The sequence below is a fragment of the Serratia sp. CY81684 genome, assembly GCF_052166595.1.
GTDB classification, from domain to species: domain Bacteria; phylum Pseudomonadota; class Gammaproteobacteria; order Enterobacterales; family Enterobacteriaceae; genus Serratia; species Serratia nematodiphila.
This window is the reverse complement of the sequence record NZ_JBJNOO010000012.1, coordinates 1-15,952: the sequence shown is the minus strand read 5'-3', so window position 1 is coordinate 15,952 and position 15,952 is coordinate 1. Positions and strand designations below refer to the sequence as shown.

The window sequence follows — 15,952 nt, the reverse complement described above, 5'->3', positions numbered from 1 at the left end:
TCAATAAGCCCTGGCTAAAGAAGAAGCAACAGCCACCAGTCTCCACGCAAGGCGGTAAGGGAGTCAATAAATTAAAACAGTGTTTTAATTTTTTATGATCGCGATCGGCCAACGCCAACAGGGTGAAGAGGAAAGCGTGCGGCAATTCGTGCTTAAAGTTTTACGCGGCGTGGCCGATAAGTTGGGTAAAGAAACAGCGGCAGCGCTCTCACTTCCCCGCCACGGCGATAGTACCGATGATAACCAATCTGATCTCGGGTCTGCTGGCGCCCTGTTTTGCCCTCTATGCCTGCGCCAAATCGCGGCGCTACTGGCGGCAATGCCGGCGCTTGTATACCTTCCAGCCGATTTATCGCACCAGCGGCGCGCTGTTGGCGGTGGAACTGCTGACGGCGGTATATCACCCGAATGAGCCGGACAAGCGGCAATCCCCGGAACACTATTTTGCCTCGCTCGGCGTCGCCCAGCGTTTGCGGGTGGTTCAGGAACAGCTGGCGCTGTTGCAGCGCTGGCAGGCGTTGTTCACCCGTCATGCGGTGATGGTGTCGGTCAATATCGACGGCATCGCGCTGCAAGCATTACAGCGTCATAGCGCCTTGCAACGGCAGATCGCCGAGATGCCCTATCTGCGCTTCGAGCTGGTGGAGCACGCCGCAACGGCATCAAGCCGCCCGCTGCAGCAGATTGTCGGCGGCGAGCGGCTGTGGCTGGACGATTTCGGCAGCGGGCTGGCCAACTTCTCCGCCGTCGGTGCCTGGCGCTATCAATACATCAAGGTGGCGCGCGAATTGTTCACCTTGCTCAAACAGTCGGAAGAGGGCGTCCAGCTGCTCGGCACCCTGATCAAAATGATGAACCAGCACAGCGACGGGGTGATCGTCGAAGGCGTGGAAACCGAGCAGGAGTGGCGGCTGGTGCAGCGCTCCGGTGCGTTGGCCGCCCAGGGCTACTACCTTTCCCGTCCGGCGTGCTTTGAAACGCTGCACAGCGTGCCGACGCTGTTCGCCGCACCCGGCGCGCCGGCGTGAACTCCGGCCCATCCTCAGCTAGGCTTAAACGGGGCTGCTAACTCCTTTTCCTTTCATTCGGCAGCCCGATTTATGCGCTGAGGGAGCCGCTATGACAAGAACAGGAAAGGTTTTCAGCTGGCTGGGCGGCATTGTGCTGCTGTTGATCGTCGCGCTGGCGATCTTCATCGCGACCTTCGACTGGAATCGACTCAAGCCCACCATCAACGACAAAGTGTCGGCCGAACTGCGGCGACCGTTTGCCATTCGCGGCGATCTGGGCGTCGACTGGTCGCGCAATCCGGATGAGGGCGGTTGGCGCGCCTGGGTGCCCTGGCCGCATATTCACGCCGAAGACGTGTGGCTGGGTAATCCGAAAAACATGCCCGGCGACAGCATGGTGACGCTGCAGCGCGTCGACGCCAGCATTGCGCCGCTGGCGTTGCTGGGTAAAGAGCTGCTGATCCCGCGCATCTGGCTGAAGCAGCCGAATGCTTCGTTGCAACGCCTGGCCAACGGCGACAACAACTGGACGTTTGACCTGGCCGCCGGCCAGGATCCCAAGCAGCCGCCTTCCGACTGGTCGTTCACCGTTCACGACATCGTGTTCGACAAGGGGCAGATCGCCTTTAAGGATGCCACGCTGAAGGCGGATTTCCGCGCCGTCATCGATCCGCTCGGCAAGCCGTTGCCGTTCAGTGAAGTGACCGGCAAACAGGGCGGCGACAAGGTCGCGACCCCCGATTACGTTTTCGGCTGGCAGGTGAAAGGCAAATATAACGGCGAGCCGTTGAGCGGCAGCGGCAAGATTGGCGGCATGCTGTCGCTGCAGAGCGCCGATTTGCCCTTCCCGCTGCAGGCCGACGTGCGCTCCGGCAGCACCCGGGTGGTGGTCGCGGGCACCTTGTCCGATCCGCTGAACCTCGGCGGCCTGGATGTACAGCTGAAATTTTCCGGTGAAAGCCTGAGCAACCTCTATGGCCTGACCGGCGTGTTGTTGCCGAATACCCCGCCGTATGCGACCGATGGCCATCTGATTGCTCGTCTGCATCAGCCGGGCGGTGCGGTGTTTGAGTACCAGAAATTCGACGGAAAAATCGGCGACAGCGACATTCACGGCAGCTTGAAGTACGTTGCCGGTAAACCGCGGCCCACGCTGATCGGGGCGGTGAACTCCCGGCAACTGAGGTTGGCGGATCTGGCGCCGCTGATCGGCGCGGACTCCAACGCCGCCAAAGCCGGGCGCGGCGAGAAAAGCCGTCAGCCGGCGGATAAGGTGCTGCCGGTCGAACAGTTCGATACGCAAAGCTGGAGCAAGATGGATGCGGACGTGAAGTTTGCCGCCGCGCGCATTGAACGCGGCAGCGATTTGCCGCTGAGCGATCTGGCCACGCATCTGAAGCTGAACAATGGCGAACTGCGCCTGGATCCGCTGCGCTTCGGCATGGCGGGCGGCAGCCTGAACGCTGTCGTGCGCCTCGACGGCGGCAAAAAGCCGATGCGCGGGCAGGTGGATATGCATGCACGCAAACTTCAGCTTAAACAGCTGTTGCCGAACGTGGAGGCGATGAAGCGGAGCCTCGGGCAGATGAACGGCGACGCCAGGTTGACGGGCAGCGGCAATTCGGTGGCCGAACTGCTGGCCACCAGCAATGGCGACCTACGCCTGCTGATCAATAACGGGGTGATCAGCCGCAGCCTGATGGAGATCCTCGGTCTGAACGTCGGTAACTATCTGGTGGCGCAGCTGTTCGGCGACGACGTGGTGGGCATCAACTGCGCGGCGGCGGACGTCGGCATCCGCAACGGCGTCGCCGCGCCGCGACTGTTTGTGTTCGACACCGAAAACGCGGTGATCAACATCACTGGCAACACCAACCTCGCCACCGAACGGCTGGATTTGTCCATCGATCCGGAAAGCAAGGGCATGCGCGTGCTGACCCTGCGATCGCCGCTGTACGTGAAAGGCACCTTCAAGCACCCCGACGCCGGGGTCAAAGCCGGGCCGCTGATCGCGCGCGGCGCGGCGGCGGTGGCGTTAGGGGCAGTGCTGACGCCGGCGGCGGCGCTGCTGGCGCTGGTCTCGCCCAGTGAAGGCGGCGAGGAGAACCAGTGCGGGCAGATCCTGCGGGAGATGAAAGGCAAAAAATAATCAGGCGCGCGGCGGCGGCGTGAGCAGCCGGCAGTCGTGATCCTGGATCTCTTCCGCCGAGGCCAGGGTGAACGGCAGCAGGCTGCGCTCGGTTGCCAGCAGCAGGAAATCGCCGTCCGGCAGCGCGGTCATCGCCAGGCCGAAGCTGCCCATGCGCCCGTCGGCGCGCGGCAGGCCGGAGGCCAGCAGGCGGAAGGCGCCCTGTTGTTCCAGTTCAGCGGTGGTCACCCGCCGCCCCAGATAGTCATGCCCCAACAGGCCGCCGGGCAGCGGTTGCCATTGCTTGATGAAATAGGGGCCGATTTGCGCCAGCCGCTGTTTTACCGCCGGCAGCAGGCAGGAGATATGAATGTGCAGCTGGTTTTGCGTGCGGCCATATTCCGAATTGATCGCCAGGGAAATATCGCCGTCGTCGATCGGTTTGCCATAGCGTTCCGCCATCACGTGGCGCGCGCGCCAGGCCTGGGCGAAGAAATTCGGCGTGGCGGCGTCCAGCACCGCCGGGCTTTCGATACCGGTGATTTTGGCGCTGGGCATCAGCAGGTATTGCAGCGGCCCGTTGCGATCTTTAAACACCACGAAACCGGCCTGCACATCCACCTGCGCGCAGGGCGCCGGGTTGTCGTGCGCCTGCTGATTGGGCAGACATTGCTGGCTGACGATGCGCCACAGCGCATCGGGATGGTCGGGTTTCAACCCGTAAAAGAGCGCGATGGCGATAGCCGCCAGCAGCGCCACGCAGACAAATACCCCACGACGCAGAGACATCGGCCGATCCTGTTACCGAGAGAAACATTCAGCATAGCCCGGTTTTATGACAGGAAACGAACACCGCGTGCGGCCCCCCGCAGTGAGGGGGCCGTAGGGGATCACAGCGACTGATGGCGGGTTTCTTTCATCAGCAGCAGGGCCAGCAGCGTCAGCCCGGCCATCGCCGCCAGGTACATGCCGACGTAGAACAGTCCGTAGTGGGCCGCCAGCCAGGTGGCGATATAAGGCGCCACGGACGCGCCGAGGATCGACGCGACGTTGTAGGAGAACGATGCGCCGGTATAGCGCACTTCGGTAGGGAACAGCTCCGGCAGCAGCGCGCCCATCGGGCCAAAGGTCAGCCCCATGATGCTCAGGCCGCACAGCAGGAAGCCCATCACCAGCGCCTGGTTGCCGGAACCCAGCAGGGTCGGGAACAGGAACGCGAAGCCGATCATCAGCAGGGTAATGGCGATCATGGTCTTGCGGCGGCCGAACGCGTCCGCCAGCAGACCGGCGATCGGCACCATCACGCCGAAACCGATCACTGCCACCATCAGCATCCACAGGAAGCTGTTGCGGGAGTAACCGAGCCCGAGCGGCTGCGGCGCGGTGCCGTAGGTCATCGAATACACCGTCATCAGATAAAACAGCGTGTAGGTCGCCAGCATGATGAAGGTGCCGAGGATGGTGGCTTTCAGATGCTTGCTCAGCAGCGTGCCGAGTGGCACTTTCACCTGTTTGCCGGCCTTGGCCACTTTGGCGAACACCGGCGTTTCATGCAGTGATACCCGCACGTACAGGCCAATCAGCACCAATGCGGCGGAGAGGATGAACGGCACGCGCCAGCCCCATTCCATAAATTGCTGGTCGCTCAGCAGCCATGAGAGCAGCAGGAAGGTGCCGTTGGCGAAGAAGAAACCGATAGGCGCCCCTAACTGGGGGAAGGAGCCGTACAGCGCGCGCTTTTTGGCCGGCGCGTTCTCCGTCGCCAGCAGGGCTGCGCCGCCCCATTCGCCGCCCAGCCCCAGCCCCTGCCCAAAGCGCGCCAGCGCCAGCAGGATCGGGGCGAAGATGCCGATGGTTTCATAGCTCGGCAGCAGGCCGATCAGCACGGTGGAAATCCCCATGGTCAGCAGCGAGGCGACCAGCGTCACCTTGCGCCCCACGCGATCGCCGAAGTGGCCGAATAGCGCAGAGCCGATAGGGCGCGCGACAAAGGCGACGGCGAAGGTGGCCAGCGACTGCAGCGTTGCGGTGGTCGGATCGCCCTGCGGGAAGAAGATGTGCGGGAACACGATCACCGCGGCGGTGGCGTAGATGTAGAAGTCGAAAAACTCGATGGCGGTGCCGACCAGCGAGGCGACGATGACTTTCCCGCGGGAGTTCACCGGTGTGGACGCGTCGTCGGCGTCGAGTGGGGGTGCGATGGTGGCTTGCATATCTATTTCTTATTGTTGGAGGGGGTAAAAATCCATCTTAGTGACAGCATTCCGCCTTTTCAACGCTGGAACTCTGGGCAGCGCCGCCGCTAACCGGTTAAAAAGACTAATGTTTTACCTGGCTTCTTTTCTGCAGCGTTAAACGTTGAGAAATGGGGTTCATGCAGAGGGAATGGCTGTAAAAACGGGAAAGAAAAGTGATTGGGCAGTTTGTTATGCTGGTTTTTCGAATACCATGCCGCATGATTTAGAGGGATTGACTGGTTTTCTGCTTATTAACCAGAGGAAAGTGCCGGCGCGTGCGATAACACCGGCACGATTGCATGGCTTCAGCGTGCCGGCGGCTCACGTTCCGGCAAGGCTTTGTCGCCTTGGTAGTCGGCCGTTGCGATCCAGGCGGCGCAAAACAGCGTCAGGCGGGCGAAGAAGTAGAAGAACGCCATCAGCCCGATCACCGAGCCGAAGGCCGCGCCGGAAGGCGATTTCGCCACCTGCGGCAGTGTCATCGTCATCACGAACTTGATCACCTCAAAGCCGATAGCCGCAAGCAAGGTGCCGCGCAGCAGCGCTTTTTTCTTCGGTTTGTGGCGCGGCAGCATCCAGAAAATCCACAGGAACAGCAGATAGTTGGCGAAAATCGAGATCGACAGTGCGATCGTCGTCAGCGCCGGCCGCAGCCATTCGATACCGTCCAGCCCCAGCGCGTTGACGATCGCCGCCTGCGCCGACCCGGCGACCGAGGTCAGCGACAGCGTGATAATCAGCGCGACCACCAGGCCGGTCAGCGAGATGAAGTCGCGGGTGTACTTGAAATAGATTTTCTCCTGATCCTGCGGATTGCGCTCCCAGACGTCACGCGACTGCGCGCGGATCGCTTCGCGCAGGTTGCCCATCCAACTGATGCCGGAATAGAGCGCCAGCGCCAGACCGGTCAACCCCACGGTGGTGCGCTGCTGAATGGCGGTATTGACGGTGTTCTTCAGCGTGCTGGCCAGTGTCGGATCGCTGATGCTGCCGACGATCCGGTTGATCAAGCGGGCCAGCAGATCCGGGTTGGAAGCCAGCACGAAACCGGCGGCGGCGAACGACACCATCAGGATCGGGATCAGCGAGAGGAATGAAAAGTAGGTGATGGCGGCGCCGAACTGGCTGCCCAGCCGATCGTTAAAGCGTTCGGCGGCGCGCAGCAGGTGCGCCACGCTCGGCCAGGCTTTGATGCGTTCAATCAGACGTGAAAAACCGCTGATGCGGCGGTCGAGCGTCTCATGGCCGGTCTTGATGGCGATAAGCGGCTTCGGCGGCGTGTCTTGTGCGGGCTCGCGGCGTTCCTGGTCTGGTCCTGTAGGCATTACTTCACGATTTCCTTAACGTTAAACGGCATGTATCAGCGTTGATTATAGCCAAAGCCCTGCGGCGTTTTGAGCGCCGGGGCGGCAAACGGTCAATTTCCGAGCTTAACGCGTTAGCGCCCGGCATGAAATGCCGGGGATGGCGCGATAGGTAAAATTCCTATGAAAACCCCGTGGCGCCTCGGTTTTTTTCACTTCCCTACCTCCAATTTTTATCTGTTTCGTCGGCGAGAAAGCGTTTACTCATGATGTGGCGTCGCGCTTTGTCGCTCGCCGCTCCGCTGCAGCCGTAGGGGCTGGAACGGTCTCATCCGTCATCAACAGAAAAACTGGAAGGTCTTATGAAATTGCTTAATCACCCCACCTGTCGTCCGTTTACCGAAGCGGGCAATCTGTCGCAGATCTCCGCCTACTATGAAGAGGGGCGGCACATCATGTGGATGCTGCTGCGCGCTGCGCCACGCCCCTGCTTCAACCAGGCGTTGATTGAAGACATCATGACGCTGGCGCAGGCGGCGAAGGAGTCTTCGCTGCGGTTCGACTTCTGGGTCACCGGCTCGCTGGTGCCGAACATGTTCAACGTCGGCGGCGATCTGCAGTTCTTCGCCGAAGCGATCAAAAACCGCAAGCGCGAGGCGATGATGGCCTACGCGCGCGCCTGCATCGACTGCGTGCATGCGGCGGCGCGCGGTTTCGACACCGGCGCGGTCAGCATTGCGATGGTTGAAGGCAGTGCGCTGGGCGGCGGTTTTGAAGCGGCGCTGGCGCACCATTTCGTATTGGCGCAAAACAATGCGCGCATGGGCTTCCCGGAGATTGCGTTCAACCTGTTTCCCGGCATGGGGGGTTACTCGCTGGTGGCGCGCAAGGCGGGCATGCGCTTGGCTGAGGAGCTGATTTGGGGCGGCGAGTCGCACACCGCAGAGTGGTTCGAGAGCCGCGGGCTGGTAGACCAGCTGTTCCAGCCCGGCGACGCTTACCTGGCGACGCGCACCTTCATCGATACCATCCGGCCGAAGCTCAACGGCATGCGCGCCATGCTGCGGGCGCGTCAGCGCGTGTTGCAGCTGACGCGTTCCGAGCTGATGGACATTACCGAAGATTGGGTGCACTCGGCCTTTACCATTGAGGAAAAAGACCGTGCCTACATCGAGCGGCTGGTGATGTTGCAGGATCGCCATACCCTGAACCTGCGTCGTGCCGGCTAACGTTAACGCGCCCGCCTCATGCGGAGGGTGAGCGCGGGCGATAGGACTGCAGCCAATGCTCCAGCTGTTCCGGGAGCATTGGCCGCGCGAACAGAAAGCCCTGTTTTTCGTCCACGCCGACTTCGTCGAGGAAGTGGTTTTCGCTCTCGGTCTCCACCCCTTCGGCGATCACGCGGAAGGCCAACGCCTCCGCCGCCGCGACGATCGCGCGTACCAGCGATTGCGATACCGGATTGAAATTCACCCCGCGCACGAAGCTTTTATCCAGCTTGATGGCGTCCAGAGGAATGCGTGCCAGCTGCGCCAGCGACGAATAGCCGGTGCCAAAGTCGTCGAGATGCACCTGCGCGCCCAGTTCGCGCAGCCGGGTGATCAGCGCGCGTGCGCGATTCTCGTCTTCAATCAGGCTGCTTTCGGTCAACTCGAAGTCCAGCAGACAGGGGGCCATGCGGTGACGGTGCAGCACCCCGAGCAGATCGTTGACGATGCTGTCATCGGCCAGCTGACGGGCAGAGAGATTGACCGCCACCCGCAGATTCAATCCCCGCTCTTGCCACTGCGCCGCCTGCCCGGCGGCGGTTTGCAGCACCCATTGGCCCAACGGGCCGATCAGGCCGGACTCCTCGGCGTAGGAGATGAACTGCAGCGGCGGGATCAGGCCGCGCTCCGGCGAATCCCAGCGCACCAGCGCTTCCACGCTGTGCACTTCACCGCTGTGCGCGTCGATTTTAGGCTGGTAATACAGCACCAGCTGATTTTGCTCCAACCCTTTGCGCAGATTGGTGTCCAGCCACATGTACTCGGCGACGCGTTTGTTCATCTCCGGCGAGAAGACGGTATAGGTGCGTTTTCCGTGCTCCTTGGCAACGTACATGGCGGTATCGGCGCTGCGGATCAGGCTGTCGAGATCGTTGCCGTGCTCCGGGCACAGCGCGATGCCGATCGAACAGCCGGTATACACCTCAATCAGGCCGATGCGAAAAGGGGTCTTCAGCCTGTCGATAATGCGCTGCGCCAGCGTTTGCAGGCGCTCGCGATCGCTTTGTGGCGCCAGCACCAAGAATTCGTCGCCGCCGAGGCGGGCGAGCACTTGATCCGGGCTCAGGCAGCCGAGGATCGCCAGCGCGACCTCGACCAGCAGCCGATCGCCGAACATATGGCCGTAGGCGTCGTTGACCTTTTTGAAGTTGTCGAGATCGAGGTACACCAGGCCGAAACTCTCTTCACCGCGCGTGGCGATGGCGTGATTGATCTTGTCCTGTATGGCGTTACGGTTCGGCAGGCCGGTGATGAGATCGGTGTTGGCCAGCACCCGTAGCCGCTCTTGCGCGCGGCGTTCTTCGGTGATGTCGGTACCGGAGCAGATCAGAAAGACTTCGTTTTTTCCGCTGCCGCTGTGCACGAATTTGTTGCGAAACAGGAACAGCCGTTCACCCTTGACCGTCTTTACCCAGCGTTCCACCTCATAGGACGAACCGTTGCGGAAGAAGCCGGCGATGTTGCGCCGCGAAGCGGCGGCTTCTTCCGGGCTCATAAACAGTTGGAAAACGTTTTTGCCGATCACCTCGTGTTCGTGCAGCCCGGTGTACTCCTCGCTCAGCCGGTTGAAGCGCTGGATGCGGCCGTGCTGATCGACGATCACGATCACCGAGTTGGCTTCGGACACCACCTGCTCGGCGAAGGAGAGGCCGTGCACCAGGTCGCGCGCCACGGATTGGGTGTCGCTGAAGGCGGAAGCGGTGCCCGCCCATTCGAGGTTGTTGACGCGGCGCCCGACCAGATGCAGATGCAGCGGTTCACCGGCTAGCGTAATGGTCAGCTCAAGGCTGGCGGTCACGCCGGTCAGACGGCGGATTTTCGCCGCTTCCATGGCGCTGAGCGCCACCGCGACATGAGCTTTGCCCTTAATAGCGGACAGCTCCAGGGCATTGCTGTCAAACGCCAGCCGCCAGTGGGGGCTTTGGGTGCCGAAGTGAGCGCTAAGAAGCTCAGGGCCTTGGTCTGCGGGCATGACGACTCCTCAAAAGAGCACGGGCGGGCGGCCGGCACAGCGCCGGGCAGCCTGTTGGCCCGAAAGCGATCGCCGTACGCATCTGTGCATCATATAACAGGTTTTCACAGGCGGGGCGGGTGATGGAAACTATTATATAAGCAATGATTAGTTTTGCGGTGTAAACGTCGCCCGGCGGGCACTTGCCTTAAAGTGTAGGAGAACATCGGATCGTGTGATGCTTAGTGATTTCCCCTGCTATCGGAAAACGGTTGATACAAGGTTGCCGTGCAGGTGAGTAAATTATAGCGGTGAGGCGAAAGCGGAAAAATAACTCCACCGGGGGGATTTTTGCCGAGAAATTAAAATTTCCATCAAATAAACGCCATCTTCATAGTTTTCTCATAATTGGTGAATAAATCCGAGACGGGTTTTAAAAAGTTTACACACCCTCGCATTACTTGAAATTTATCAGCCTATTATTATCTCCGACAACGAATGAGCCTGTTAACGTACAGCGCTCCTGATGAAGAAAATTTTTAAGGAAATGATTATGCGTAAATTGACGGCTTTATTTATTGCTTCCACGCTGGCTCTGGGTTCTGCTTCCGCGGCGTTCGCCGCCGATACGGCGACGGCCCCGGCGGCGGATGCGGCGCCGATGAAAATGATGCATCACAAGGGTGAAGGCAAAGGCGGCCCGTTCGCCGGGCTGAACCTGACCGAGCAGCAGCGCCAGCAGATGCGCGATATCATGAAAGAGTCGCACCAGAAGCGCGGGCCGGGCATGAAAGAGGAGCGCCAGGCGTTGCACAATCTGGTCGCTTCCGACAGCTTTGACGAAGCGAAGGCGAAGGCACAAATTGACGCGATCGGCAAAGCGCAATCCGAACGCATGCTGGCACGCGCCAAAGCGGAAAATAAAATGTATAACCTGCTGACGCCTGAGCAGAAAAAACAATACAATGAGAATTATCAGAAACGCGAGCAAAAGATGATGGACCACATGAATAAAATGAAGGAGCAGATGCCCTCCGGTCAGTAATATCCGCTCGCGGTGAATAAAAAAGGGCCAGACTATTTGTCTGGCCCTTTTTATTTGGCGTTATCACCGGCAGGTTCTGCAGTGAGTGATAATCATTCCCCGCCGACAATGCGCCGGAACTGTTCGGCAACGGCCTGTGCAAAGCGTGGATCGTTAATATGATAAGGCGTTTTTATCAGCCGGCGTTTGTCGGTGGCGTATACCGTCTCCTCCAGCGCTTGCGTAAAGGCAGCCAGCGCCGCCGGATCCCAGAACGGTTGACCGGGCGCATCCAAAGCCGATACGCCGCCCGCCGGGATAACGAAACGCACTTCGCCCGCGCAGGCGTTGATCTTTTCGCCCATCCAACGCCCCATTAACGCATTCTCCCGCGCGCTGGTGCGCACCAGCGTCACTTGCGGGTTGTGATGGTGACGCAGACGGTTGGCATAGCGAGCCGGCACCGTATTCGGCGCGCCGAAGTTGATCATGTCTATCGCGCCGCAGGAGAGCACGCACGGGATGCCGGTACGCGCAATGGCACCGAAACGATCCGTATTGCAGGGCAGCACACCGCCAAACAGGTAATCGGCCACTTCGGTAGTGGTTAAATCGATGGCGCCGTGCAGTTGGCGGTTATCGATCAGCTTTTCCAACGATCTGCCGCCGCTGCCGGTCGCATGAAACGTCAGACAATCCCATTGTGTTCCCAGTTCGGCAACCAACGCCTGAACGCAGGGCGTGGTGACGCCAAACGTCGTCAGGCCGATCGCGGGTTTGTTGTCGTGATAGTCGACGGCGGCGAAGTGCACTGCGCCGGCTATCTGGCGCGCTGCGTTGCTCAGCACCCGTCGCGAGATGCGGTTCAGGCCGGCGAGATCGGTGACCGAATACAGCATGTTGATATCGCTGGCGCCGACATAGGCGGAAACGTCTCCCGCCGCCATGCTCGAGACCATCACTTTCGGCAGGCCGATCGGCAGCTGCTGCATGGCCGGCGTGATGATGGCGGTGCCGCCTGAGCCGCCCAGGCCAAGCAAGGCGGCGATATCGCGGCGCGTCAGGATAAAACGTTCGAAAGCGGTCGCCATGGCGGCGATCGCCTGGCCGCGACTGGCGCAGAAGACCGCGTCGGCGCCCGCCGGATGGTGGCGTGCGACGTCCTCTGGACCGATATCGGCCGGGGAGTCAAACGGCAAGCGACGAGTGGAAAGATCGACGGTTCGCGTGGGTAAATTCAGGGCAGCGATCAGCCGCCGTACATACTCCAGCTCTTGTCCTTTCGTATCTGCTGTGGTAGCAATATAGACAAAATTTGAAGTGTCTTTCATGTATCTTCCTGGGGTGTTTCTAATTTTTATTTAAAAATCATTTTGTTATATTTTTTAGGGTACCCTGGTGTTGGCTTTTAAATTAAATTGATTAATGTATTTATATAATGAGACGGCAGTATCATTTTTGCAAGGGCAGCTCAGTGCAAAATGGGACTCCTGTCTCATTTTTGAGCTTTTCAACGTGGCCGGCGCTTTGCCGGCAGCCAGTCGACAGAGGCGCATCCTCTGTTGCGCAAGCGTGTGCAGATGCATGAGGTTTATGTGCCGATAGATGCTTTTCCCACCCCGTTTGATCCTTCACTGACTTCCACCCGGGCAAAAACCTACCGTTTGTTGCTGGCCAGCGCGATGACGCTGTATGACGAAGGGGCGTTTCCTTCGATCACTGAACTGGCGGCGCATGCGCAGGTATCGCGTGCGACGGCCTACCGCTATTTTCCGACCCAGAGTGCGCTGATTAGCGCCGTGGTGGCGGAAAGCCTGGGGCCTATTCTGGAATGGCGCCCGCAAGACGATGACGCCCTGAAACGCATCCAGCAGTTGCTGACTTTCGCCTATCCTCAGATGGAGCGGCACGAGGGAGCATTGCGCGCGGCGCTGCAGCTCTCTTTGCAACAGTGGGCGCATGCGACGCCGGGCGAGAAATTCGTGCGCGGCAACCGCAAGCGTCTGTTGGCGCTGGCGGTGGAACCGCTGCAGGGCAAACTGCCGCCGGGCTCTCTGCAGAGAGTGATTCATGCTTTCTCGCTGATTTACGGCTCGGAGGTGTTTCTGGTGCTGAAAGATATCTGGGGGCTGGAGCTTGAGAGCATTCAGGACGTCACGCAATGGATGGCCAAAGCCATTCTGCGTCAGGCGGAAGAGGACGCGACGAACTGCAAAAAAACATCAGCAGGATAATCCAATTTTTGCCGATGGCCGAGTGAAAAACCAGCATAATTCACTGAGTGAATATTGGCAAAATTTATAATTAAAAGTGATAAAAGACGCCTGTTAAGCACTTTTCAGGCGGCCGCACTCTTCATGTGTCCCTAGGTTATATTTTTATTTATCAGTAAATTATAATTTATCCCTTCACTTATTATCGCCGTTTCGATACCGGTAAACGTCATTGTCATTTCTTATCGGCATAGGCCTGATTCACCCCTGAAACATTCTCTCCTCCCGTCGAACTGCCGGATGACACATTAAGCGCACTTGAGATTGTTGTGCTTTATTTATTTGGTGTTACCAAACTGTTACACAAAAAATCTTATAAAACATTTGCAAACAACAACGGACGGTATCTGGGATGGAGAAGAAACGTAGAGGAGTCAAATCCGCTCGGGCGGCCTTCGGCTGGCCTGAAATCGGAGTTCATCGCGCACAATGGAGCGCGATGCTGATCTGCCTGACGGCGATTGGCGGGGCGCAGGCCTCCAGCTATATAGAGAACGGCCAGGCGGGCGATCCGGCCAGCTGGCGCAGCAGTGAGTTCAATGCAGAATGGGGGCTGGGGGCGATCCACGCTGACCAGGCCTACGCCGCCGGTTATACCGGAAAAGGCATCAAACTTGGCATTTTCGATCAACCGGTTTACGCCAAGCACCCGGAGTTCGCCGGTGAGAATAAGGTGATCAATCTGGTTACCGAAGGCATCCGCGAATACACCGATCCCTATATTCCGGTGAAAAAAGGCGACGCTTTTCGCTATGACGGCACGCCGAGCGTGGATTCCGATGGCACGCTCGGTTCGCACGGCACCCACGTGGGCGGCATCGCCGCCGGCAGCCGAGACGGCGGCGCCATGCACGGCGTGGCGTTCAACGCGCAGATCATCAGCGCGGAGAACGGCGATCCCGGCCCGGAGGACGGCATCATCCTCGGCAACGACGGCGCGGTGTATAAGGCCGGCTGGGATGCGCTGGTGGCCAGCGGCGCGCGCATCATCAACAACAGCTGGGGCATCGGTATTACCGAAAAGTTTGATGAGGGCGGTTATGACCCGGCTTATCCGCATTTCACAGTAAACGATGCGCAAAAGCAGTTCGATCAGATCAAACAGATCCTCGGTACCAAGCCTGGCGGCGCCTATCAGGGCGCGATCGACGCGGCCCGCAGCGGCGTGGTCACCATCTTCGCCGCCGGTAACGACGGCAATCTGAATAACCCCGATGCCATGGCCGGTCTGGCTTATTTTGTGCCGGAGATTGCACCGAACTGGCTGTCGGTCGCCAGCTTGCAGGATCCGACCAATACCGGCGATTACAGCATCAGCACCTTCTCTTCCCGCTGCGGTTATACCGCCAGCTTCTGCGTCTCGGCGCCGGGCACCCGGGTATACAGCTCGGTAATTGAAGGCACCAGCCTAGAGAATCTGACAACCGGCTACGCCAAATACAGCGGCACCTCGATGGCGGCGCCGCACGTGGCCGGCAGCGTCGCGGTGCTGATGGAGCGTTTCCCGTATCTGAGTGGCGCACAGGTGGCGGAAGTGCTGAAAACCACCGCCACCGACATGGGCGCGCCGGGCATCGACGCGCTCTACGGCTGGGGGATGATCAACCTGGGCAAAGCCATCAACGGCCCGGGCATGTTGGTGACTGCCGAAGATATTCCTGCGGAGTTCCGTATTCCGGATCCGACGGGCGTGGCCTACGGCCCGACCCAGTTTGTGGTGGATCTGCCGGGCGTCGGCGCGGTGCTGGACAAGGGTAAACCGACCGAGCGCGTCTGCAGCGATGTGCTGTGCGGCCTGGATTTCTGGAGCAACGACATCTCCGGCCATGGCGGCCTGACCAAACAGGGTATCGGCACGTTGGTACTGACCGGTAACAACACCTATGCCGGCCCGACGCTGGTTAATCAGGGGCGGCTGGCGATCAACGGCTCGGTCACCTCGGATGTCAGCGTGCAGAACGGCGGCATCGTCGGCGGCAGCGGCACGGTCGGTTCGCTGACCGCGCGCCGTGGCGGCACCGTGGCGCCGGGCAACTCGATCGGCACCCTGAACGTGGCCGGCAACGTCAGCTTCGAGCCGGGTTCGCGCTATGCGGTGGAAGTGGGCCCGAACGGCCAGAGCGATCGGATCCAGAGCAGCGGAGCGGCGACGATCGGCGGCGGCGAGGTGGCGGTCACGCTGGAGAACAGCAGCAACCTGCTGACGCAAAGCGAGGTGCGCAGCCTGCTGGGCCAGCAGTACACCATCCTGAGCGCGCAGCAGGGGGTGAGCGGGCAGTTTGACGCGGTGGCGCCGAACTACCTGTTCCTCGGCACCGGGCTGAGCTACCAGCCGAATGGGGTGACGCTGAGCGTCGGGCGCAACGGCACAAGCTTCGCCAGCGTGGCGCAGACGCCGAACGAGCGGGCGGTGGCGGCGGCGGCAGATGCGCTGGCGGCGGGCAACCCGGTGTACGAGAGCCTGCTCAACAGCGGCTCGGCGGGCGAGGCGCGGCAGGCGTTCCGCCAGCTGTCGGGGCAAATCCATGCGGACATCGCGTCGGCGCTGGTGAACGACAGCCGCTACCTGCGTGAGGCGCTGAACGGGCGCCTGCGTCAGGCGGAAGGGCTGGCGAGCTCGTCGGCCATCAAGGCGGATGAGGACGGCGCCTGGGCGCAGCTGCTGGGGGCGTGGGACCATGCGTCGGGCGACGCCAACGCCACCGGCTATCAGGCCTCGACCTACGGGGTGCTGGTGGGGCTGGACTCGGCGGCGGC

At 60.4% G+C, this 15,952-nt stretch carries 11 protein-coding genes; 6 read left to right on the top strand and 5 right to left on the bottom strand.

Features of this window, described 5'->3' with window-relative positions; translation table 11 throughout:
• Nucleotides 1–236: 236 nt before the first annotated feature.
• Nucleotides 237–1,028 (top strand): cyclic-guanylate-specific phosphodiesterase, encoded by a 792-nt coding sequence (gene pdeH / locus ACJ8QF_RS24340; protein WP_021505226.1) that lies wholly within the window; start codon nt 237–239, stop codon nt 1,026–1,028.
• A gap of 91 nt (nt 1,029–1,119) precedes the next feature.
• On the top strand, nt 1,120–3,159 hold the full coding sequence (locus ACJ8QF_RS24335) for an AsmA family protein (RefSeq protein WP_442537969.1): 2,040 nt from the start codon (nt 1,120–1,122) through the stop codon (nt 3,157–3,159).
• Here ACJ8QF_RS24335 and ACJ8QF_RS24330 read toward each other — a convergent pair whose 3' ends face one another.
• From ACJ8QF_RS24330 to yhjD, 3 genes are all read right to left on the bottom strand, one after another.
• Nucleotides 3,160–3,927, bottom strand: coding sequence for a CDP-diacylglycerol diphosphatase (locus ACJ8QF_RS24330; protein ID WP_442537968.1), 768 nt, complete (start codon nt 3,925–3,927; stop codon nt 3,160–3,162). It abuts the gene before it with no gap.
• A gap of 101 nt (nt 3,928–4,028) precedes the next feature.
• Nucleotides 4,029–5,351, bottom strand: coding sequence for an MFS transporter (locus ACJ8QF_RS24325; RefSeq protein WP_004929985.1), 1,323 nt, complete (start codon nt 5,349–5,351; stop codon nt 4,029–4,031).
• A gap of 329 nt (nt 5,352–5,680) precedes the next feature.
• Nucleotides 5,681–6,700, bottom strand: coding sequence for an inner membrane protein YhjD (gene yhjD / locus ACJ8QF_RS24320; RefSeq protein ID WP_049186417.1), 1,020 nt, complete (start codon nt 6,698–6,700; stop codon nt 5,681–5,683).
• Nucleotides 6,701–7,041: 341 nt separating this feature from the next.
• Between yhjD and ACJ8QF_RS24315 the strand changes: the two genes are divergently transcribed.
• Nucleotides 7,042–7,908 carry a crotonase/enoyl-CoA hydratase family protein gene (locus ACJ8QF_RS24315; protein ID WP_004929989.1) on the top strand — a complete coding sequence of 289 codons (867 nt, stop codon included), beginning with the start codon at nt 7,042–7,044 and terminating at the stop codon, nt 7,906–7,908.
• 16 nt (nt 7,909–7,924) lie between these two features.
• Here ACJ8QF_RS24315 and pdeR read toward each other — a convergent pair whose 3' ends face one another.
• Nucleotides 7,925–9,919, bottom strand: a complete 1,995-nt coding sequence (pdeR, locus tag ACJ8QF_RS24310; RefSeq protein WP_021505223.1) for a cyclic di-GMP phosphodiesterase — start codon at nt 9,917–9,919, stop codon at nt 7,925–7,927.
• A gap of 532 nt (nt 9,920–10,451) precedes the next feature.
• Between pdeR and spy the strand changes: the two genes are divergently transcribed.
• Nucleotides 10,452–10,943, top strand: a complete 492-nt coding sequence (gene spy / locus ACJ8QF_RS24305; RefSeq protein ID WP_044031925.1) for an ATP-independent periplasmic protein-refolding chaperone Spy — start codon at nt 10,452–10,454, stop codon at nt 10,941–10,943.
• 92 nt (nt 10,944–11,035) lie between these two features.
• Here spy and ACJ8QF_RS24300 read toward each other — a convergent pair whose 3' ends face one another.
• Nucleotides 11,036–12,253 (bottom strand): Tm-1-like ATP-binding domain-containing protein, encoded by a 1,218-nt coding sequence (locus ACJ8QF_RS24300; RefSeq protein ID WP_044030077.1) that lies wholly within the window; start codon nt 12,251–12,253, stop codon nt 11,036–11,038.
• Nucleotides 12,254–12,502: 249 nt separating this feature from the next.
• Between ACJ8QF_RS24300 and ACJ8QF_RS24295 the strand changes: the two genes are divergently transcribed.
• Nucleotides 12,503–13,156, top strand: a complete 654-nt coding sequence (locus tag ACJ8QF_RS24295) for a TetR/AcrR family transcriptional regulator (protein WP_099982187.1) — start codon at nt 12,503–12,505, stop codon at nt 13,154–13,156.
• 478 nt (nt 13,157–13,634) lie between these two features.
• Nucleotides 13,635–15,952: S8 family serine peptidase (locus ACJ8QF_RS24290; protein WP_442537967.1), on the top strand; the 2,318-nt coding region annotated here is incomplete at its 3' end.

Excerpts from the sequence above, each read along its gene's own strand:
- ACJ8QF_RS24335 (WP_442537969.1), top strand. The coding sequence starts at position 1,120 with ATGACAAGAACAGGAAAGGTTTTCAGCTGGCTGGGCGGCATTGTGCTG.
- yhjD (WP_049186417.1), bottom strand. The coding sequence starts at position 6,700 with ATGCCTACAGGACCAGACCAGGAACGCCGCGAGCCCGCACAAGACACG.
- pdeR (WP_021505223.1), bottom strand. The coding sequence starts at position 9,919 with ATGCCCGCAGACCAAGGCCCTGAGCTTCTTAGCGCTCACTTCGGCACC.
- spy (WP_044031925.1), top strand. The coding sequence starts at position 10,452 with ATGCGTAAATTGACGGCTTTATTTATTGCTTCCACGCTGGCTCTGGGT.
- pdeH (WP_021505226.1), top strand. The coding sequence starts at position 237 with ATGATAACCAATCTGATCTCGGGTCTGCTGGCGCCCTGTTTTGCCCTC.
- ACJ8QF_RS24330 (WP_442537968.1), bottom strand. The coding sequence starts at position 3,927 with ATGTCTCTGCGTCGTGGGGTATTTGTCTGCGTGGCGCTGCTGGCGGCT.
- ACJ8QF_RS24315 (WP_004929989.1), top strand. The coding sequence starts at position 7,042 with ATGAAATTGCTTAATCACCCCACCTGTCGTCCGTTTACCGAAGCGGGC.
- ACJ8QF_RS24325 (WP_004929985.1), bottom strand. The coding sequence starts at position 5,351 with ATGCAAGCCACCATCGCACCCCCACTCGACGCCGACGACGCGTCCACA.
- ACJ8QF_RS24300 (WP_044030077.1), bottom strand. The coding sequence starts at position 12,253 with ATGAAAGACACTTCAAATTTTGTCTATATTGCTACCACAGCAGATACG.
- ACJ8QF_RS24295 (WP_099982187.1), top strand. The coding sequence starts at position 12,503 with ATGCATGAGGTTTATGTGCCGATAGATGCTTTTCCCACCCCGTTTGAT.